Source organism: Mycobacterium sp. Soil_C_30, from assembly GCF_057656995.1.
Genome location: NZ_JBDGJH010000024.1, coordinates 72,046 through 90,903, shown reverse-complemented (window position 1 = coordinate 90,903; position 18,858 = coordinate 72,046). Strand labels below are relative to the sequence as shown.

Below are 18,858 nucleotides of genomic sequence, written 5' to 3'. Positions count from 1 at the left end.
TAATCGCCCGGGTGACCACGGCGGCGCTGCTTCTGACCGCAGCCGTCGTGGCTCTGGTGGCCTCCACCATCACCTTCCTGGTGCTGTTCCTGGTGAGCCGCAAGAAACTGGCCGAAACCCGGGCGCAGCTGGAGCGTCAGAAGGGCCGTCGCCGGCGCCGCGGGGTCGCGCCCCTTGCCATCAAGACGGTGTTCCAGACCGCGGACATGCTGATCAACAAGGGCCTGGGCGCCGTGGTGCGCAACTCCATCGAAGACCTGGCCGGGTGGGCGCAGGTGGAGCGGCCCGACCTGGCCCGGCTGGTCGCCGACGGCAACGTCGTCCTGGTGTTCTCCGATATCGAAGGATCCACACAGGCCAATGCGGAGATGGGCGACCGGGCCTGGGTCAAACTGCTGGAGAAGCACAATCGGCTGGTCCAGGGCCGCGTCGACAAACATGGCGGGCATGTGGTGAAGAGCCAGGGCGACGGGTTCATGATCGCCTTCCCCGACGCCGGTGCGGCAGTGCGGTTCGGCACCGATGTCCAACGTGCGCTGCGTTCCGAGCAACAGGTCAGGGTGCGGATCGGGATCCACCTGGGCACGTCGGTACGGCGCGGCGACGACCTGTTCGGACTGGACGTCGCGATGGCGGCCCGGGTGGCCGATCAGGCCGACGGCGGCGAGACACTGGTCAGCGCCCCGGTGCGGGACGCGGTGCAGCACCTGGACGATGTCGAGTTCGGCGAACCCCGCGAGGTGGAGCTGAAAGGCCTGCGCGGCACGCACGTGTTGACGCCGGTGAGCTAGCGCGACTGGAGCCAATCGAAGAACTCATCCGCCGAGAACACCGGTTTACCCAACTCGACGGCCTTGCGCGCCTTGCCGGACTGGGTGCCCTCCTCGGCGGTCACCAGCACCTCGCACCGGGTCTTGGTCACCGATTTCACCGGCGCCAGACCGGCATCGGCGGCCAGACGTTCCATCCGCTCCCGCGGTACCTCCCGGCCGTCGGGATCCAGGGCGGTCCCGGTGAAGCAGATCCTTGCCCCGGGTGCCAGCACCTCGGCGATGTCGCTGTCCGAGTTCACGAGCATCGCGGTGTCGACCACCTCGACGCCGAGCAGTTTCTCGGCCTCCCGCAGCCGGGTCAGCGCGGTCTCGGTGAGCCGTACCCGGGAAGCGGCACAACGCAATTGGTAGGCCGCGGTGTGGCGGGCGGCCGCGGCCCACGGGGTGTCGAGCTCGACGACACCCGGGGTTTCGGTGAGCAGCACCCGGCTCACGCCGCGGCTGACGTCCAGCAGCGCGGTCAGCCCGGGCAGGGTCACCGAGACCGGGGTGGGCACCTCGTCGTCGCGGGTGAGCAGGTGCCCGCACAACGACGTCTCCGGGTCGGGTTCGTCGAACGCCGTCGCCCCGGCATCGGCAGTGCCGTCGAACGACGCGAAGACCGACTGTGCGCGCTCCAGCGCGGTGCGGCCGGTGACTCGCACCCCGCGCAGCTCCACCCCCACCGGCATGACCGTGACATGGCCGAGCCGCTTGAGTTCGAAGTCGAGGAGTCCCAGCGTCTCGTCGATCCCAGGACCCACCGGGGTGCAGCCGGCCAGCATCGGGGCCAGCACGCTCCAGGCCTCGGCGAGTGTGGGCGCCAGCAGAACATCGGAGGCGGTGATGCCGAAGGCCTGTCTGGCGTCGGCGAGGTCGCGTTGTGGGTTGATCACCGAACTGATGGCGGTGCCGTCTCCGAAAGCCACCGCAAGTTCGACGGGGCGTGGCCGCGACATGCGGCCCTCGTCACCGACGGTCAGCATGCCGAGTGCACAGAACCGGCGGGGATGGTCGGTTTCGGTGGCGGAGTTCAGGAACCGCGCGATCCGCCGGTCGGTCTTGAGGTCCTTCGGCAACACCGGGCGCTTGAGCACCAGGCCCTGCAGGGAGGTGGCACGGCTCAGCGCCACGTACAGCTGGCCGGTGGAGAACATACCGCCGGTGAGATCCACGATGAGCCGTTCCAGCGTCTGCCCCTGGCTCTTGTGGATGGTGATGGCCCACGCCAGCTTGAAGGGCAGCTGGGTGAACGAGCCGATGACCTCGTGGCGCAGCGCTCCCCCGTCGATGACGGGCCGCGTCGCTTCCCAACTGAACCGCCCCACCTCGGCGTCGGTACCGTCGGTGAAGTCGACGGTGACGCTGAGATCTTTCTTTTCCCAGTGTATTTCGGAGATACGGCCCAGTGTGCCGTTCACCCATCGGCCGGACTGGTCGTTGTTGAGCATCATCACCTGCGCGCCCACCTTGAACCGCAGCAACTCGTCAGCCGGTGGATCGAACAGGCCGAGGTCACCGTGAACTGTTGCACGGGAGGTGAATTCGTCACCGTCGAGCTGTTCGAGGCGTTGCCGGTTGCGCGCCGACACCAGCCGGTTGGTCGGCGCCAGGGTGAGCCAGAACTCGTCCTCGGGCGGGGTGAAGCCCGGATCGGTGCGGGCATTGAGCTGCTCCTGGGCATGCCCCAGCAACACGCCTTCGCGGATTTCGTTGAGGATCGCGGCCATCCGGTCGTCACCCAGCTGGCGGAACACCGTCGTCAGCGCGACCGTCGGGAAATCGTCGCGGTCGAAACTGTCCGCCGAGAAGAAGTAGGGCGTCTCGTACCGGGTGGTGAAGAACGCGGCCTCGTGTTCGGTGACCACCGGCGGCAGCTGGTAGAGATCGCCCACCAACACGATCTGCACCCCGCCGAACGGTGTGCCGGGCGCCGGCCCGAACCGCTGCAGTGCCGCGGCCAGCATGTCGAACAGATCGGCCCGGATCATCGAGGCCTCGTCGATGATCAAGGTGTCCAGCGACGCCAGGGTCTTGGTGAACCGGCCCGGCCGGTACGTACCGGTGCGGACGTCATCGAGGGTGGTGGTGGCGGTGAACCCGAACAGCCGGTGCACGGTATAGCCGTTGACGTTGAGCGCGGCGATGCCCGTCGGCGCCACCACCACCACCTTGCGCGAGGTGGCGGCCATGAACCTGCGGATCAGCGTCGATTTGCCGGTACCGGCCTTACCCGTCAAGAACAGGTGCCGGCCACCACCCAGCAGCGCAAGGGCCGCCTGGAACTCGTCGGTGAGGACGAAGTCAGGCACCGCGGGTATCGATGACCTGCTTGGCCACGTCGACGAGCTTGACATTGCCGGACTGCGACAGCTCACGCAGCATCTCGAAGGCCCGCACCGCGTCCACGTTGTAGCGCTCCATGATGATGCCTTTGGCCTGCCCGATCAGGTCGCGGCTGCTCAACGCCGACTGCAGCTGCTCTTCCTGGCGGCTGGCGACGATCGCCGCCGCGGCGTGGGCGGCCAGCACGGAGCCGATGGCCTCGGATTCCGCGTCGAACGCGCGCGGTTTGGTGGAGAAGATGTTCAGTGCGCCGGCGGTGCGCTGGGCGGTGTACAGCTTGAAGGACAACGCGCTGCGAAGGCCCAGCTCGAGCACCTGGCTCGAGTAATCGGGCCAGCGTTCCTCGGTCTCGAAATCGTCGGTGCGGACGATCAGGTCATCCACCGCGGCCTCGATGCACGGCCCTTGGCCGCTGACCACCTGCATGTGGTCGAGTTTGTACATCACGTCAGCGGTGGGAGCCAGGGTTTCGTACTTGCCACCCCTACCGAGAAGCAGAAGACCAGCGTGTTCAGCACCGGGCACCAGTTCGAGCACCGCCGTGGTGACGCCCCGAAGGACCTGCTCGACGGCCACCGGCACAGCGACCTCACGGGCCAGTGCGGCCATCCGCACCGCCAAGTCATGTTTCGACTCAAGCGTCATCCGCACACTTTCCCACAACTCGCCCGCCCGCGGCACACAGGTGCAATAACGCCGAGCGCGTGAAGCGCTGCCGTCAGGCGGTCGCGTTGACCTGGAACCCGGCCAGGATGTTCTCCGAGTCCTCTGCGTAGGTCGGCTCATCGGCGTCCACCGAACTCACCGTGACTGTCGTGAGGTACGTGGCGCCGTTGACGTCGGCCAGCACGCACAGCACCTTGGCCTTGCGCTCGGGAACGTTGCCCATCTCGGGGGCGGTGTAGCTGATGGCCTGGGCGGGGTAGCCGCACTGGGTGCCGGATTCGCTGGACACGCCGGTAGCGCCCAGTTGGCTTTCCAGCAGTTTGCGTTGCTGATCGAAGACCTGCGCCGAGTCCGCCGAACCATCTCCCGCGGTCTCGAAGGTGACCACGGCGTTGGGCGAGAAGTTGTCCGTGGTCAGGCCGGTGTTCACCATGACGAACCGGATCATCGGCGAGTTGAGTTTGTCGGAGGTGTCCCACCCCGGCGGTTGCGGGACGCGCAACTCCGGTTCGCCGTCGGCCTGTGGGCCGACCGTCGTCAGCGGCACGGACGAGTCGGCGCAACTGTGGTCGGCCTGAGGTTGGCCCTCGGTGGTCGACCCGCATCCGCTGAGGGCCGTGAGGGCAACCAGGACCGGCGCCAACATCGCTGTCCGCATGCCCTCAATCACATCACGCCCGGACCGAAATCAGGGCTAGCACTCTTGCATGGAGAGTGCTAATTTCGGTGGTGCACAGTGATAGCTGCCCGCTGAGGTGGCGGGCATCTGGTCGATCGAGGAGGTGTATTGCTGTGCTTCGCTTCGATCCGTTCAGTAACTTTGGGACCGACCTTGATGCTGTGGCCCGGGGCTTGCTGGCCAGCCAGGCTGGATCAAGCCGCAGTCCGCGGTTCATGCCGATGGACCTCTACAAGGTCGACGACCACTACGTCCTGACCGCCGATCTCCCGGGTGTGGATCCCGGTTCGGTGGACGTCAATGTCGACAACGGCACACTCACCCTGACCGCCCACCGGTCGGCGCGCTCCGAGGATTCGGTGCAATGGCTCGCCAATGAGCGGTTCTCGGGTACCTACCGGCGGCAGCTGTCCCTCGGTGAGGGCATCGACGTCACCGGTATCACCGCCACCTACGAAAACGGGGTGCTGTCAGTGACCATCCCGTTGGCGGAACGCGCCAAACCTCGACGCATCGAAATCACCCGCTCGGAATCCGCCAGGTCGATCGAACCGACCACCGTGGACGCCGACTGAGGTCACCCCGTGGTGCGCGACAGTCTGAAGTCGAGATTGGCGCGCACCGCGGGCCACTCGATGTCGAGGATCGAATACACCACGGTGTCGCGGCGAGATCCGTCCGGCAGCAACTGATGGCTGCGAAGGATGCCGTCCTGTTTGGCGCCGAGCCTCTCGATCGCGGCGCGGCTGGTGGTGTTGAAGAAATGGGTGCGCAATTCCACTGCCACACAATCCAACACGTCGAACGCATGGGTGAGCATCAGCAACTTGGTTTCGGTGTTGACCCCGGTGCGTCGCGCCGACCCCGAATACCAGGTGTGCCCGATCTCCAGTCGCCGGTTGGCGGCATCGACGTGGAAGAAACTGGACGACCCCACCACCATGTTGTCGGAGCGCCTGCGGATCACGAAGGTGACCCCCTGATCACCGGCCTGCATGGCGAGTTGGCGGCGCACCCACAGCTCCGCGGTGTCGGGGGACGGCGCGTTGGTGAACCACAGCGCTCCGGCATCACCATCGGAGGCGGCCACCGCAACCTCCGGAATGTGCTCGGCGGTCAGCGGTTCCAGTACCGCCCAGCGGCGGCCGGTCAGTGTCACCGGCTCGACGAACCGACTCACCGCACTGCCCGCCGCGCTTTGAGCAGGGTGTCCACCAGCGCCCACAGTGAGCACACGACGGCGGCGGCCGCGGCTCCAGCACCGATGTAGAGGCCGTACGCGGCGACCACGGGCGCGGCGACATACAGCCGGTAATAGACCACGGTGAGCACGGCGATCAACACCGAGACCGCCACCGCCGCCCCGGCCGCGGCCCGCGGCGAGAAACCCCGTGCGGTCATGGCGCCGGCCACCATGAGCGCCGATGCCAGCAACACGATCAGCTGGCCCGCCCCGAAACCCGGGTGCAACGCCACGCTTCCGACTGTCCCGCCGACAGCGTTGGCGCGACCTCCACCGTTGGCCGTGGTGCTGACCCAGGGCAGCCACACGCTGACGGCCAGCACCGCCGCGGACAGTGTCACGAACCAACCGGGTGCGACCAACCAGCCGGTTCGGGGGTTTGCCATGTGCCCGACCCTATCTGGCTTCGGTGACGATGCCGGGGCCTGCCATCTCCAAGGTCCGGTCCAGGTCGAGCCTGCGCAGGAATTCGGAGTCGTGGCTCACCACCATCAGCGCACCTCGATACCCGCGCAGCGCGTCGACGAGTTGGTCGACGCTGGTGAGATCCAGGTTGTTGGTGGGTTCGTCGAGGATGACGAGCTGCGGCGGAGGATCGGCGAGCAGCAGGCGCGCCAACGCCACCCGGAATCGTTCACCGCCGGACAGCGTGCCCACCGGCCGGTGCACACTGTCGCCCTTGAGCAGGAACCTCGCCAACTGCCCGCGGATGCGTTCCGGCCCGGCATCAGGCGCCGCGGCGTGCACGGTGTCGAACACGGTCGATCCGTCGTCGGAGGTGTCCATCCGCTGCGGCAGATAACCCACCCGATCGGTGAGCAGGCGTCCGGCGGCGTTCTCGTCGGAACGCAGCAGCGCCTCCAGGAAGGTCGTCTTACCGATGCCGTTGGGTCCCACCAGTGCGATCCGCTCCGGCCCCTGTACCAGCAACGGCCGGTCCACGCCCCGGAGTTCGGCGATACCGCGAGAAGCCGGCACCCCCGGGTCGGGCAGCTCGACACGGATGTGTTCGTCGTCGCGGACCCGGGCGGCGGCGTCGTCGGCGGCCTTCTGCGCCGCCTGTATCCGGTCGTCGTGGTTGGCGCGCAACTTCCCGGCCGAGACCTGCGCGGCCATCGCCCGGCCTCCTGCGACGATCTTGGGCACCCGCTTCTCCGCGAAGGCTTTCTTGGCCGTGCGATTGCGGCGGGCCAATACGGTCTCGGCCTGGATGCGCTGGCGCTTCTCCACCTTGGCGGCCTGCTCGGCGGTACGAGCCGCCTGCATCGCGGCCGCCTGCTCGGTGTCCAGGTGCTCACGCCATGCCGAGTACGGCCCACCGAAGACCGTCAGCTCATTGCGGTGCAGTTCCGCGGTGTTGTCCATCTGCTCCAGCAGCGTGACGTCGTGGCTGACGATCACCAGCGCGCCCGGCCAGTCGCGCAGGCTGCCGTACAGCGCGGTGCGGGCGGCGCGGTCGAGGTTGTTGGTGGGCTCGTCGAGAAGGGTGACCGGCGCGCGCCGCAGCCGCAGCCCGGTGACCGCGATCAGCATGGCCTCGCCACCGGAGAGGGTGCCGACGCGGCGATCGAGAGTGATTGTGCTCAAACCCAATTCGTCCAGTGCCGCCCGTGCCCTGGTCTCGATGTCCCAGTCGTCGCCGACGATCTCGAAGTGTTCCTCCCGGGCGTCACCGGCTTCGATGGCGTGCAGGGCGCTCACGACGCCGGCGATCCCCAGCAGCTCGGCCACCGAAGTCCCGGCCCCCAGGGTCAGGGTCTGCGGCAGGTAGCTGACCTCGCCGCTGGTGACGATGCTGCCGGCAGTGGGCCGCAGCTGACCCGCGATCAGGCGCAGCAGCGTGGACTTGCCGGATCCGTTGGCGCCGATGAGCCCGGTACGGCCGGCGCCGAAGGCCGCGGTGATGCCGGACAGCGCCACCGACCCGTCAGGCCAGGTGAAGCCGACGCCGGTGAGAACAACGGAGGTGGATGAGTGAGTCACGAATGCTCCGGAACGGTTCAGTGATGGAAGCGCTGAACACCGGAGCCCCTGAGGGCGAGTCGACGGGGGTCAGCGCGCGGACGGCGCGGAACCGTTGATGCCTGTCATGTCCGCCACCGTATCCGCGGCTTGGCTTCCGGGCAAGCGGGTTTTGATCACTAGGCTGACACCATGACGGATCTTCCCGATTGGGCCCAGCAGCTCGACCTGGCTCCGCACCCCGAGGGGGGCTGGTTCCGCGAGACCTGGCGCAGTGACCTGACCATCGGCCCGTCTGCGCTGCCGCCGGATTACACGGGCCCCCGCAACGCGGGCACCGCGATCCTGTTCCTTCTGATGCCCGGGCAGCAGTCCGCCTGGCACACGGTGCGCAGCGCCGAATTGTGGCTCTACCACCGCGGCGGACCACTGCTCCTGGAGATCGGCGCCGAACAATCAAGTGCCACAACACATCTGCTGGGCAGCGACATCACCGCCGGTGAGCATCCACAGGTTCTGGTGCCGCCGGGGCACTGGCAGCGCGCCAAACCCCGCGACGATCAGCCGTGCCTGGTCAGTTGTGTGGTGGTGCCGGGCTTCGACTTCGCCGACTTCGCCTTACACGCGCCCTAACTCAGCAGCCGGACGGCCGCGGCCACCAGGTCGGCGTTACCGGACGCCGTCGACCCGTCGGGCAATTTCAGGGTGTCCTCCATCCCGATCCGGGTTTGCAGCCCACGCACACCGGCATGTTCGAGCAGTGGCCAGCAGCTGGTATCGAGTCCGTGCAACAGGATCGGTGCGGGCGAGCGGGCCGCCCGCACCTGGTCGATCAGTTCATCGGCCAGTGCGGCGTCGGCATCCTGGTCGAGTTCGATCATCACCCTCATACACCGCGTCGCGATATCGGAGGCCGCCCACGACGCGGCGGCCTCGGCCTGAAAGATCCCGACTTCCACCCCGAGGCCTTTCGACAGCAGCAGCTCGGCCAGCTCCGGCGAGCCGGGCTCATGCCAGTTCAGCGACACGAAGTCCGGCAACACATCCCAGGCCTCGATGGCGGCCAGCCGCTGCCCCGCGTCCGGCAGGGCCCAATATCCAGTGGTCACCCCGAGCGGAGTGTCGGGCAGCACCGCGCGTACCGCGGTGACCGCGGCGGCCACCGGGTCCGACAGCAGAGAATCTCTGCCGTCCGCGGTTTTCGGATGCATGTGCACCGCCTGCGCCCCCGCCTGCACCGCCTCCACCGCAGCGGCGGCCAACTGCTCCGGGCGCACCGGCAGGTCCTTGTGCTCGTCGGGGGTGCGCGCGCCGTTGATGGCGGCTTTGAGGTACGTCACTGCAGCGATGACAGGTTGAAGCGGCCGCCGGTGGGATCGGCCACCGCGGCCAGCCGGCCGTACGGGGTGTCTTCGGCGGCCCGTAGGACGGTGCCTCCGTTGGCGGTGACGATCTCCAGGGTCGCGTCGACGTCCTTGGCGCCCAGGAACACCGACCATTCCGACTGCGTGACGAAGTTGGTGCCGTCCATGATCCCGAATCCCGGCTCGCCATCGAAAAGGGCGTTGGTGTACCGGAATTCGGGACTGTCCGATTCGACGCGAGTCTGCAGCCCGAACACCGTCGAGTAGAAATCGACGGCGGCCGGGTAGTCGGTGACGGTGAGCTGGTGCCACACCGGCGCGCCGGCGGCGCCGGTGACCTCGAAACCGACGTGTCCGCCCGGCTGCCACAGCCCGGTCAGCGCGCCGGCGGCGTCGTTGAAGATCGCCATCGTGCCCTTGGCGGGGATTTCCATCGCGCCACTGCAGGACTGTCCGCCCGCGGCGGTGATGGCCTGCAGTGTGGCGTCGATGTCACCGGTGTGCAGGTAGGTGGTCCAGCCGTCCGGGGCGTTCCACTGCGGGTCATTGGGCATCAGGCCGGCGACGAGCAAGCCGTCCTTGGTGGCGTTGAGATAGCCGCCGTAGTTCTCGCCCGGCGAGGAGAACACCCAGCCGAACACCGCACCGTAGAACTGCTGGGCGCGGGCGATGTCGGAGGTGGCGAGGTCGATCCAGGTGGGGGCGCCGAGTGCCATCGTGGCTCCTTCGTGTGAGGTCGAATGTCACCGATGCAGACCGGGCCTCCCGGGAAAACTCATCGCACGCCGAGTCTCACCCGATCCGTTCCGCGATGGCAGACGCCGCACGGCGTACCTCGATCGACAGTTTCGGCACTCGGTCCTCGGTGAGGTCGAGGATGTCCCCGGCAACCTGCACCCCGGCAATGCACTCGCCACTGCTGTCGAGGATGGGCGCGGTCACCGACGCCACGCCGAACGCTCTGCCCTGCGCCGAGTAGTAGAAGCCGTCACGGCGGATTCTCGCCATCTCCTCACGGAACACCGCATCGGAAACCCGCTCCCCCACCGCGGGTTTGACATTCGCTTCGAGCGCGAGCGCTTCCTCGAGCTCCTCGGGCTGCAGATAGGCCGCCAGAACCTTCCCAGCACCCAGGGTCAGGGGCAGCCGTTCCCCGGTCGGCAGCACGTAGCGCATCGGAGCACTGCCCTCGATACGGGAGATCACTGCCCTCGAGAAGCCGGTGCGGGCGAACAGCGATGAGGTAAGACCGGTTGCCGAAGCCAGGTCTTGAAGCACGGGCCGCGCAGCGGCCACCAGTGGGCTGCTGGCGAGATAGGCGTGCGCTCCGAACAACAGCGCCAAACCGGCCCGGTACCCGCCCGACTCGTCACGTTCCACGCGGCCGCGGGCTTCGAGGACCTGGAGAATGCGCTGCGTGGTAGCAACGTGCAGACCCGCGCGGCGGGCGATCTCGGTGAGCCGCAGCGGCTGGGTGCTGCCGTCGAGCACCTCCAGGACGTCGATGGCACGGTCCAGCGAACGCATGTTGCTCGCGGCGGCGCCTTCGGCCATCGTCCGCCCCCTTCGTCCGCACGGCTCTCACACGACGTTCGGCCGGCGCACCCACTCGGCGTTTACAGCTGTCTCGGGCATTCCGCCTTGGAGAACTTCTATCACAGAGTGAGCGGCGACCACCCCTGAGCGGGAGCGCGCTTCGGCGGTGGCCCCGCCGATGTGCGATGTCAGCACGACATTGGGCAAGGTGCGGATCGCCGCGTCCGCAGGTAGTGGCTCATGCTCCACCACATCCAGCGCCGCTCCCGCGATCACCCCTGTGCGGAGCGCCTCCACGAGCGCCGCTTCGTCGATCACCGGGCCACGCGAGGTGTTGATCAGGTAGGCCGTCGGCTTCATCTGGGCCAAGCGCTGCTGGTCGATGAGGTGGTGGGTCTCCGGTCCGAGGAACAAGTGCAGGCTCACGAAATCGGAGCGGCCCAGTAGTTCCTCGAGCCCCACGGCTTCGACCCCCTGCGCAGCCGCGAACTCGTGGTCGATGACACGGTCATGGGCCAGTACACGCATGCCGAGCGCACGGGCGAGCAACGTGACGCTGCGCCCGATCGCACCCAAGCCGATGACACCCAGAGTCGCTCCGTCGAGTTCCCGCCCGGAGGGACGGCCCCAGCCACCTGCCCGGACATCCTCGACGACGGGTGAGATTCGCCGCGCGCACATCAGCAGGAAAGCGAGAGTGAGTTCGGCGACGGATTGCCGATTGACCCCGGGAGCGTTGCAGACGACGATGCCCTGCCTGCTCGCTGCGTCGACATCGATGGCGTCGTAGCCCACACCCGTACGGGCGATGACCCGTAGACCGGGCGAGGAGGCCAACACCTCGGCGGTGAACTTGTCCGACGCGGCGATCACTGCGTCGATGCCCGCGAGCAACTCCATGAGTTCTTCGGCAGAGCGGGCCCCTGTCAGCGGTGCGTGCACGGTGGTGAAACCGGCGTCACGCAGGAGGCGGTCGACGTGGTCTCCTGGCTCGAGGAACACCGAGGTGATGAGTATCCGGGCATCTGTCATGTGCGGGGCGCCTTCCTTGTCGCTGCGGTGTTTTCGCTGCGGTGTTTTCGAATGCGGTGTTGTCGCTGCGGTCCGCCCGGGTGATCCAGTCATGGACCGAGCCGACGCTTGACCTACGTCACTTCCCAATGCATCATAGGTCGATAATAACTATCACACAATGAGAACTACGAGGTTGCCCGTGACGACCATCAAACTCACCGGCGAGCAGCCGGGCGCCGAAAGGTCTTGGCTCGGCGTGGGTGTCGCCGCCGGACTGCTGGCGCTCGCCATCGCCGCCGGTATCGGCACCACTTCCTTGGGCTACTGGACATCACTGGGACCCGGCCCCGGGTTCTTCCCGCTTTGCCTGGCGGTCATCCTCGCCGGGGCGTCCGTCGCATGGGGCATCAACCAGTGGCGCGGCAACACCGCCGACGTGCCGCCGAGCACCGAAGTGGCCGATACCGGCGAGGACACCAATTCGTCTCGCAGTATCGCCGCGATCGCCGCCAGCCTGGTCATCGTCGCGCTTGCCTTGGAGCCGTTGGGGTTTCAGATCGCTGTCATGGCCTTCTTGTTCTTCCACCTGCGCATACTCGGCCGCCAGCGTTGGTCGGTCACCATTCCGCTGATGCTGATCGGGAGCTTCGGTGTGTTCGCCCTGTTCGATCTGGTGCTGGCCGTGCCACTTCCGACGTCGGCCATCCCGCTTCTGGCGAATCTGGGGCTGTGATCTATGGAGATTCTCGGTTACCTCGGTGAGGGCCTGGCCGCTGCCGCCACCCCGCAGAACCTGCTCTTCGCCCTCATCGGCTGCATCATTGGCACCGCCCTCGGCCTCCTGCCCGGCATCGGTTCCACCGCAGGTATCGCAATCCTGTTGCCGATCACTTTCGGCATGGAGCCCGCTTCGGCCATCATCATGCTCGCCGCCATCTTCTACGGCACCTCGTACGGCGGCACCATAACCAGCGTCCTCCTCAATATTCCCGGGGAAGGCGAAACCGCCATCACCTGCATCGACGGCTATCAGATGACGCTGCGCGGCCGAGCAGGCGCCGCACTGACCATCGCCGGATTCGGTTCATTCATCGGCGGCACCGTTGCGACAATCGGCTTGATCATCGCGGCCCAACCGCTGTCCAAGCTCGGTTTGATGGTCGGTCCACCGGAGTTCTTCGCCCTGGTGATCGTCGGTGTCGCACTGCTGGTCGGTCTTGTCGGTAAATCCGTTGCCGCAGGCCTGATCTCAGCAGCCATCGGAATGCTGATCGCAATGGTGGGCATCGACCCGATTCAGGGCCTGCCCCGGTTCACCTTCGGTTTTCCCCATCTCCTGGACGGCATCAGCATCGTGCCGGTCCTGGTGGGCCTCTTCGGACTCGGTGAGCTGCTGCACGTCTCGGCGACCAGTGTGGCCAGACCACCCATCCCGCGGCTGCGCGACCTGTTGCCGACACGCACCGAAATCCGCCGGGCCGCACCAGCAATCGGACGCGGCACCATCATCGGCGGCATCATCGGCGTCATACCGGGTGTCACCAGCACCATCTCGTCTCTGCTGGCCTACAGCACCGAACGCAAGGTCGGGCGCCATCGCAACGAACTGGGCACCGGCGCGGTCGAGGGCGTCGCCGCACCGGAAACCGCCAACAACGCCCACGCCAACTCCGCGTTCATCCCGCTCTTCACCCTCGGTATTCCAGCCTCACCGGCGATCGCGGTGCTGATGGGGGCCTTCCTGCTCAACGGCCTGACTCCGGGACCGGCACTGTTCCAGTCCGAACCGGTTCTGGTGTGGACGGTCATCGCCAGCCTGTTGATCGGCAACGTCATTCTGGTGGTGCTCAACGTTCCGCTGGTCGGGCTGTGGACCCGCCTGCTCGCCATCCCCTACCCAGTGCTGCGGTCCTTGATCCTCGTGTTCATCATCGTCGGCGCCTTCGCCGTCAATCGCAGCGTCAACGACCTCTACATCATGATCGCGTTCGGCATCGTGGGCCTGCTCTTCCGCCGCTGCGGCCTGCCGCTGGCACCGCTGGTGCTGACACTCGTCCTCGGCCCGTTGCTGGAATCGGCTCTGCGACAGAGCCTTCAGATATCCAACGGGGATCCGTCAGTGTTCATCACCCGGCCCCTGGCGCTCACCCTTCTGGTAGTGGCCGCGCTCATCGTGGCGGCCTCCGCGCTGGGCAGCAGGTTCAAGCGCAAGGCACCACTGCCGGCGGACATCGAAAGCTAGAGAAATGCCGATAACCACCACCAAGGAGTCCTGTTGAAGATCCGTCGTATCCTCGCCCTTCTGGGGGCGGTGCTCGCCACCATCGTGTTGACCGCAGGTTGTGCCGGCATGCGCAGCAAGCCAGCTGAAAGCGCCGAAGGTGGCGGCTATCCGGAGGGACCGGTCACCATGATCGTCGCGTTCGATCCCGGCGGCGGCTCGGACATCGGCGCCCGCTTGCTCGCCGAACAGCTCGAAGACGAGTTGGGCCAACCGGTGGTCGTCGAGAACAAGCCCGGCGCCGGAGGTCAGATCGGGTACACCGCACTGGCGAACTCGCGCCCCGACGGCTCCACCGTGGGCCTGACCACAATCCCCGGCATCCTGGTCTCCGCTCTCGACAAGTCCCGCGGAGCCGAATACACCGTCGACTCTTTTGCACCCAGCGCCATGCAGGTGTTCGATCCCATCGCCATCGCCGTGGCACCGGACAGTCCGTGGAAAACACTCGATGACCTGGTCTCCGCCGCGAAAGCCGCCCCCGGTCAACTGACCGCAACCACCACCGGCATCGGCACCACAGAACATTTCGCGCTCACGCTGTTCAACCAGGCTGCCGGAACCGACATCCGTCCGGTTCACTTCTCTGATGGTGCGGCGGCCAGTGCCACCGCGTTTCTCGGTGGCAACGTCGACATCCTGCTGAGCAATATCGGCGACGCCCAATCGACCGTCGACAGCGGTGGCGCCCGCTTCCTGGCCGTCATGTCCGAAGAGCGCAGCCCCTTCGCCCCGGACGCGGAGAGCACTGTCGAGAATGGCTTCGACGTCGTCCTCGGATCCTCGCGTGGGTACGCCTTTCCTGCGGGCACGCCCCAGCCGATCGTCGATCGCATGTCCGAGGCCATCGGAAAGGTGATGGAGCGCAAAGAGTTCCAAGATCAGATGAAGGATCTCGGGCTGGAGCCCAATTACATGAATGCAGCGGACTACACCGAGTTCTGGAAAGAACAGACCGATGTGTTCACCAACATGGTCGACCTCATCCACGACTGAGCCACCGCCACACGAAGGAGATCTCATGAACGACGCCGCACCCACCACACTGATCGAACGCCTCCGCCGCATCCCTGCCGCCAACATCGGTGACGGAATGCAGCGCCTGGGCTTACTCGACTCGTCGGTCCAGGCTGTCTGGCCCGGCGCCCGCGTCGCCGGTCCGGCCTTCACGGTATGGACCCGCTCCGGTGACAACCTGTTCATTCACAAGGCAATCGACGAATGCAACCCGGGTGACGTCATCGTCGTCAACGGTCACGGTGATCTCAGCCGCGCTTTGATCGGAGAACTCATCGGCGCCCGCGCTGCCGCAAAAGGCATCGCCGGGTTCGTCATCGACGGCGCGGTGCGTGATGCCGGCGGATTGCAGGGCTACGAGATGCCGGTGTTCGCCCGCGCCATCACTCCCGCCGGACCGTACAAGAACGGGCCCGGCCGGCTGCAGGTGCCGATCGCTTGCGCCGGCGTGGCTGTTCTTCCGGGCGACCTCATCATCGGTGACAGCGACGGTGTGGCCGTCGTCCCGCGGGGTATGGCCGAAGAGGTGACCGACGCCGCCGAAGCAGTGCAGCGTGACGAGGCCGAACGCCGAGTCACATACGAGAGCGGAATTCCCGCGGTGGCGCGAAGCTGAGTGGTCACCGCCAAGCTGAGTTTCAAGGAGGAGTGAGCTGTGGACGCAAGTCCAGACGACCCACGAGTGATCGTGACATCTGCCGCCGCGCTGGAGCACCTGATCCGGACGGTGTTCACCACTTGGGGACTTTCACCGGAGTCGGCGTCCACCGCCGCGCATGTGATGACCGACACCGATCTCGCCGGGATCGATTCGCACGGCCTGGCGATGCTGCCGGCATACGAGCGACTGCTCAACGCCGGGGACCTCAACATCGCCGCCGTTCCGGAGATCGTCAGCGAAGGCCCGTCGCATGCTGCTCTGGACGGGCACGGCGGACTGGGCCACATCGCGGCCACGCGCGCGGTGGACCTCGCCTCCACCATGGCCGAGAAAACCGGTACCGGCGTTGTGACCGTGCGCAATTCACATCACTTCGGCGCGGTCGGCCACTATGTGGCCCGTTCGGCGGCCCGCGGACTGGTGTGCCTTGCCGCCACCACCACACGCGTGGTGTCCGTGCTGCCCGCCCGGGCCGCGGCCCCACGCATGGGCACGAATCCTCTGGCCTTCGGCGCACCTACCGGCCTCGGATGGCCCCTGGTGATGGACATCTCCACCTCCACCGTTGCCAGCAACAAGGTCCGTGCGTACGGCCTACGCAAGAAACCGCTGGCACCGGGGTGGGTGCTCGACGGCAGTGGTAACTCCATCGTGGATTCCGGCGATGCCCATGCCTTGATCCAGTCAGATGCACTCGGTGGGCTTTCCGCACTCGGTGGCACCGAAGACATGGCCAACCACAAAGGCTACGGTCTGGCCATCATGGTCCAGGTGCTCGCCGCCACGCTGTGCGGAGCCGCGTTCTCTCCGCTGCGCGCCAGTGGTGCCACTGATGACATCGGCCATTTCTTCCTTGCCCTCGATCCCGGTGCGTTCCGGAAGGACGGCGGGTTTGTCACCGACATCGACGCGATGATCGAGGTTCTGCACGCGACTCCGCCCATCGACCCTTCCCGCCCGGTCCTGATTCCAGGCCAGTGTGAGGAGATGTCCCGACGCCACCGGCGGGTTCACGGGATCCCGGTGCCCGGGGACCTCGCCGACGAGATCAGGAACCTGTGCGGCAGGCACGGGGTGCCGTTCACCTTGGTCGATGCCGCCAACAACGACACCGCCAACAACCAGGAGAACGTTTCATGACGCCACACCGGACCGATGTGCTGATCGTCGGCGGGGGCATCGTCGGTTTGGCCACCGCCTGGAAGATCCAGCAGTTGCGCCCCGGCACAGCCGTCACGGTCCTGGAGAAGGAATCACGTGTGGCACAACATCAAACCGGCCACAACAGCGGAGTCATCCACTCCGGAATCTACTACGAGCCAGGCAGTCTCAAGGCCACCCTGTGCAAGCGCGGAGCCGACGAGACCAAGGATTTTGCGAAGAAGCATGGTATTCCGTTCGAAACCACGGGGAAGCTGCTCGTCGCGACCAACGCTGCGGAGCGCGACCGTATGCACGCGCTGTTCGAGCGCGCACAGACCAACGGCCTCGACGTCGAACTGCTCGATGCCGCCGCACTGAGGGCAGCAGAGCCGCACATTCGCGGGGTCGGAGCCATCAAGGTCGCCGCCACCGGAATCATCGATTACCGCCAGGTGAGCCGCACACTGGCCGAGCTCATCACCTCCGGCGGAGGCGCCGTACGAACCGGCGAGACGGTCACCTCCATCCGAGAGGATTCCGAAAAGGTCACTGTGCGAACAGGTCACGATGTCTTTGAGGCACACCACCTCATCGCCTGCGCCGGCCTGCAGGCCGACCGCATCGCCCGACTCGCGGGCCTCCACACCGACGTTCAGATCATCCCGTTCCGCGGCGAGTACTACGCACTACCCGAGTCGCGGCGCGGCCTGGTGAACCACTTGATCTATCCGATTCCAGATCCGGAATTGCCGTTTCTGGGAGTCCACTTGAGCCCCACCATCGACGGTGGGCTCACTGTCGGCCCCAACGCGGTGCTCGGCTTCGCGCGCGAGAAATACTCCAAGGGCAGCGTCTCGCTTCGCGACGTCGCCGAATACGCCCGGTTTCCCGGCATGTGGAAAGTCGCACGAGCCAACCTGCGTACCGGCATCCACGAGATGAAGAACTCGCTCTTCAAACGCGGCTACCTCACCGAATGCCGTAAGTACTGCCCTGAACTGACCCTCGGTGACCTCCTGCCGCGGGAAGCCGGTATCCGCGCCCAGGCAGTCCGCGGAGACGGGACGTTGGTGCACGATTTCCTCCTGGAGAAGACCCCCCGGAGCATTCACGTGCTCAACGCACCATCTCCGGCTGCCACCTCTGCCCTGCCCATCGGCGACACCCTTGCGCGCCAACTGTTCGCGCAGCCTTCCGAAGGCTCCCATGCGGCAGATCTGGCCGGTCGATGATGGGGGGCGTTGAAACTCATCGCACGCCGAGCACCCGCAGCGCGTTCTCCTTGTAGACCAGCGCGGCGACCGCCGGATCGAGGCCGAGTGCCTCGAAGTCACGGCGCCAGCGCTGCAGCGTGATGTACGGAAAATCGGTACCGAACAACACCTTGGTCCGTAGTTGCCGGCTCATCGCCTTGACCAGCTGCGGCGGGAAGTACTTCGGCGAATAGCCCGACAGGTCCAGGAACACGTTGGCCTTGTGCGCGGCGATCGCGATCTGGGCGTCCACCCACGGCACCGCCGGGTGCGCCATCACGATCGTCAGGTCGGGGAAGTCCGCGGCGACGTCGTCGAGCAGCATCGGATCCGAGTACCGCAGCTTGATGCCGTGGCCCCCGGGCAGCCCAGACCCCAGACCGGTCTGCCCGGTATGGAACAGCGCCGGCACGCGCGCGTCGGCGATGGCTTCGTAGATCCCGTAGAACCGCCGGTAATTGGGCTCGAAGCCCTGCACGCTAGGGTGGAACTTGAAACCGCGCACTCCCAGCTGCAACAGTTCGCCGACGCGCTGTACCGCGCCCGGATTCCAGGGGTCGACGCTGCCGAACGGGATCAGTACGTCGTTGTGGCGGGCGGCGCCGGCCACCAGGTCCTCGATGGAATTGGGCCGGTGCCCGGTGGCTGTTTCGGCGTCGATGGTGAACACCACCGCAGCGGCGTGGTGATCGCGGTACTGCTGGGCCAGCTCGTCGACCGTCGCCACCGGGCCCTCGCCCATCTTGAAGTAGGTCCGGGTGGCGTCCACCAGTTCATCGTCGTAGGCAGCGTGCCCGTGACAGTCCACCTCGACGTGCGTGTGAATGTCGACGGCGTCGACGCTGGCGAAATCCACTGCGCAGGAATACGTCACCGCGCGA

General features: G+C 66.6%; 20 protein-coding genes. 9 read left to right on the top strand and 11 right to left on the bottom strand.

The window, feature by feature from the left end:
* Positions 1 to 11 precede the first annotated feature (11 nt).
* Positions 12 to 791 carry an adenylate/guanylate cyclase domain-containing protein gene (locus AC3A6P_RS30705; RefSeq protein WP_487696157.1) on the top strand — a complete coding sequence of 260 codons (780 nt, stop codon included), beginning with the start codon at positions 12 to 14 and terminating at the stop codon, positions 789 to 791.
* Here AC3A6P_RS30705 and AC3A6P_RS30700 read toward each other — a convergent pair.
* From AC3A6P_RS30700 to AC3A6P_RS30690, 3 genes are all read right to left on the bottom strand, one after another.
* The gene (locus AC3A6P_RS30700; protein ID WP_487696156.1) at positions 788 to 3,169 is read right to left on the bottom strand and encodes an AAA family ATPase; all 2,382 of its coding nucleotides are present in this window, start codon (positions 3,167 to 3,169) and stop codon (positions 788 to 790) included. The genes AC3A6P_RS30705 and AC3A6P_RS30700 overlap by 4 nt on opposite strands.
* Complete coding sequence (locus AC3A6P_RS30695; protein ID WP_487696155.1) at positions 3,117 to 3,803, bottom strand: GAF and ANTAR domain-containing protein; 687 nt, start codon at positions 3,801 to 3,803, stop codon at positions 3,117 to 3,119. Before AC3A6P_RS30695 ends, AC3A6P_RS30700 begins: the two co-directional genes overlap by 53 nt.
* 73 nt (positions 3,804 to 3,876) lie before the next feature.
* The gene (locus tag AC3A6P_RS30690; RefSeq protein WP_487696154.1) at positions 3,877 to 4,482 is read right to left on the bottom strand and encodes an LpqN/LpqT family lipoprotein; all 606 of its coding nucleotides are present in this window, start codon (positions 4,480 to 4,482) and stop codon (positions 3,877 to 3,879) included.
* Positions 4,483 to 4,616: 134 nt separating this feature from the next.
* Here AC3A6P_RS30690 and AC3A6P_RS30685 point away from each other — a divergent pair, with 134 nt between their 5' ends.
* Positions 4,617 to 5,078 (top strand): Hsp20/alpha crystallin family protein, encoded by a 462-nt coding sequence (locus AC3A6P_RS30685; protein WP_487696153.1) that lies wholly within the window; start codon positions 4,617 to 4,619, stop codon positions 5,076 to 5,078.
* A 2-nt stretch (positions 5,079 to 5,080) separates the two neighbouring features.
* Here AC3A6P_RS30685 and AC3A6P_RS30680 read toward each other — a convergent pair whose 3' ends face one another.
* The 3 genes from AC3A6P_RS30680 to AC3A6P_RS30670 are packed head-to-tail and all read right to left on the bottom strand — an operon-like array spanning position 5,081 to position 7,729.
* Positions 5,081 to 5,683: a GNAT family N-acetyltransferase gene (locus AC3A6P_RS30680; protein ID WP_487696152.1), complete on the bottom strand. Its 603-nt coding sequence runs from the start codon at positions 5,681 to 5,683 to the stop codon at positions 5,081 to 5,083.
* Complete coding sequence (locus AC3A6P_RS30675) at positions 5,680 to 6,132, bottom strand: hypothetical protein (RefSeq protein WP_487696151.1); 453 nt, start codon at positions 6,130 to 6,132, stop codon at positions 5,680 to 5,682. Before AC3A6P_RS30675 ends, AC3A6P_RS30680 begins: the two co-directional genes overlap by 4 nt.
* Before the next feature lie 10 nt (positions 6,133 to 6,142).
* Positions 6,143 to 7,729, bottom strand: a complete 1,587-nt coding sequence (locus tag AC3A6P_RS30670; protein ID WP_487696150.1) for an ABC-F family ATP-binding cassette domain-containing protein — start codon at positions 7,727 to 7,729, stop codon at positions 6,143 to 6,145.
* A gap of 171 nt (positions 7,730 to 7,900) precedes the next feature.
* On the opposite strand from AC3A6P_RS30670, the gene AC3A6P_RS30665 reads away from it, so the two are divergent.
* Entirely contained in the window at positions 7,901 to 8,341 is a 441-nt protein-coding gene (locus tag AC3A6P_RS30665; protein WP_487696149.1) for a cupin domain-containing protein, read from the top strand.
* Here AC3A6P_RS30665 and AC3A6P_RS30660 read toward each other — a convergent pair.
* The 4 genes from AC3A6P_RS30660 to AC3A6P_RS30645 all read right to left on the bottom strand — a co-directional run bounded on the left by AC3A6P_RS30660 (position 8,338) and on the right by AC3A6P_RS30645 (position 11,733).
* On the bottom strand, positions 8,338 to 9,048 hold the full coding sequence (locus tag AC3A6P_RS30660; protein WP_487696148.1) for a 3-keto-5-aminohexanoate cleavage protein: 711 nt from the start codon (positions 9,046 to 9,048) through the stop codon (positions 8,338 to 8,340). The genes AC3A6P_RS30665 and AC3A6P_RS30660 overlap by 4 nt on opposite strands.
* Positions 9,045 to 9,788 (bottom strand): VOC family protein, encoded by a 744-nt coding sequence (locus AC3A6P_RS30655; protein ID WP_487696147.1) that lies wholly within the window; start codon positions 9,786 to 9,788, stop codon positions 9,045 to 9,047. The genes AC3A6P_RS30660 and AC3A6P_RS30655 overlap by 4 nt, the downstream gene beginning before the upstream one ends.
* 76 nt (positions 9,789 to 9,864) lie before the next feature.
* Positions 9,865 to 10,626, bottom strand: a complete 762-nt coding sequence (locus AC3A6P_RS30650; protein WP_487696146.1) for an IclR family transcriptional regulator — start codon at positions 10,624 to 10,626, stop codon at positions 9,865 to 9,867.
* A 27-nt stretch (positions 10,627 to 10,653) separates the two neighbouring features.
* Positions 10,654 to 11,733: a phosphoglycerate dehydrogenase gene (locus AC3A6P_RS30645; RefSeq protein ID WP_487696145.1), complete on the bottom strand. Its 1,080-nt coding sequence runs from the start codon at positions 11,731 to 11,733 to the stop codon at positions 10,654 to 10,656.
* Positions 11,734 to 11,821: 88 nt separating this feature from the next.
* Between AC3A6P_RS30645 and AC3A6P_RS30640 the strand changes: the two genes are divergently transcribed.
* Genes AC3A6P_RS30640 through lhgO form a run of 6 tightly spaced genes read left to right on the top strand, consistent with a single transcriptional unit; the run spans position 11,822 to position 17,956 of the window.
* Positions 11,822 to 12,355 (top strand): tripartite tricarboxylate transporter TctB family protein, encoded by a 534-nt coding sequence (locus AC3A6P_RS30640; protein ID WP_487696144.1) that lies wholly within the window; start codon positions 11,822 to 11,824, stop codon positions 12,353 to 12,355.
* A 3-nt stretch (positions 12,356 to 12,358) separates the two neighbouring features.
* Positions 12,359 to 13,864, top strand: coding sequence for a tripartite tricarboxylate transporter permease (locus AC3A6P_RS30635; RefSeq protein ID WP_487696143.1), 1,506 nt, complete (start codon positions 12,359 to 12,361; stop codon positions 13,862 to 13,864).
* 33 nt (positions 13,865 to 13,897) lie between these two features.
* A complete protein-coding gene (locus tag AC3A6P_RS30630) occupies positions 13,898 to 14,899 on the top strand; it encodes a tripartite tricarboxylate transporter substrate binding protein (protein ID WP_487696142.1) in 1,002 nt (333 codons plus the stop codon).
* 25 nt (positions 14,900 to 14,924) lie between these two features.
* Positions 14,925 to 15,536 (top strand): RraA family protein, encoded by a 612-nt coding sequence (locus AC3A6P_RS30625; RefSeq protein WP_487696141.1) that lies wholly within the window; start codon positions 14,925 to 14,927, stop codon positions 15,534 to 15,536.
* 39 nt (positions 15,537 to 15,575) lie between these two features.
* Positions 15,576 to 16,721: an Ldh family oxidoreductase gene (locus AC3A6P_RS30620; RefSeq protein ID WP_487696140.1), complete on the top strand. Its 1,146-nt coding sequence runs from the start codon at positions 15,576 to 15,578 to the stop codon at positions 16,719 to 16,721.
* Complete coding sequence (gene lhgO, locus AC3A6P_RS30615) at positions 16,718 to 17,956, top strand: L-2-hydroxyglutarate oxidase (protein WP_487696139.1); 1,239 nt, start codon at positions 16,718 to 16,720, stop codon at positions 17,954 to 17,956. Before AC3A6P_RS30620 ends, lhgO begins: the two co-directional genes overlap by 4 nt.
* A gap of 16 nt (positions 17,957 to 17,972) precedes the next feature.
* On the opposite strand, the gene AC3A6P_RS30610 is transcribed toward lhgO, so the two are convergent.
* Positions 17,973 to 18,851, bottom strand: a complete 879-nt coding sequence (locus tag AC3A6P_RS30610; RefSeq protein WP_487696138.1) for an amidohydrolase family protein — start codon at positions 18,849 to 18,851, stop codon at positions 17,973 to 17,975.
* Between the last annotated feature and the right edge of the window lie 7 nt (positions 18,852 to 18,858).

Excerpts from the sequence above, each read along its gene's own strand:
- AC3A6P_RS30700 (WP_487696156.1), bottom strand. The coding sequence starts at position 3,169 with ATGTCAAGCTCGTCGACGTGGCCAAGCAGGTCATCGATACCCGCGGTG.
- AC3A6P_RS30695 (WP_487696155.1), bottom strand. The coding sequence starts at position 3,803 with ATGACGCTTGAGTCGAAACATGACTTGGCGGTGCGGATGGCCGCACTG.
- AC3A6P_RS30690 (WP_487696154.1), bottom strand. The coding sequence starts at position 4,482 with ATGCGGACAGCGATGTTGGCGCCGGTCCTGGTTGCCCTCACGGCCCTC.
- AC3A6P_RS30675 (WP_487696151.1), bottom strand. The coding sequence starts at position 6,132 with ATGGCAAACCCCCGAACCGGCTGGTTGGTCGCACCCGGTTGGTTCGTG.
- AC3A6P_RS30665 (WP_487696149.1), top strand. The coding sequence starts at position 7,901 with ATGACGGATCTTCCCGATTGGGCCCAGCAGCTCGACCTGGCTCCGCAC.
- AC3A6P_RS30655 (WP_487696147.1), bottom strand. The coding sequence starts at position 9,788 with ATGGCACTCGGCGCCCCCACCTGGATCGACCTCGCCACCTCCGACATC.
- AC3A6P_RS30650 (WP_487696146.1), bottom strand. The coding sequence starts at position 10,626 with ATGGCCGAAGGCGCCGCCGCGAGCAACATGCGTTCGCTGGACCGTGCC.
- AC3A6P_RS30645 (WP_487696145.1), bottom strand. The coding sequence starts at position 11,733 with ATGACTGGATCACCCGGGCGGACCGCAGCGACAACACCGCATTCGAAA.
- AC3A6P_RS30635 (WP_487696143.1), top strand. The coding sequence starts at position 12,359 with ATGGAGATTCTCGGTTACCTCGGTGAGGGCCTGGCCGCTGCCGCCACC.
- AC3A6P_RS30625 (WP_487696141.1), top strand. The coding sequence starts at position 14,925 with ATGAACGACGCCGCACCCACCACACTGATCGAACGCCTCCGCCGCATC.
- lhgO (WP_487696139.1), top strand. The coding sequence starts at position 16,718 with ATGACGCCACACCGGACCGATGTGCTGATCGTCGGCGGGGGCATCGTC.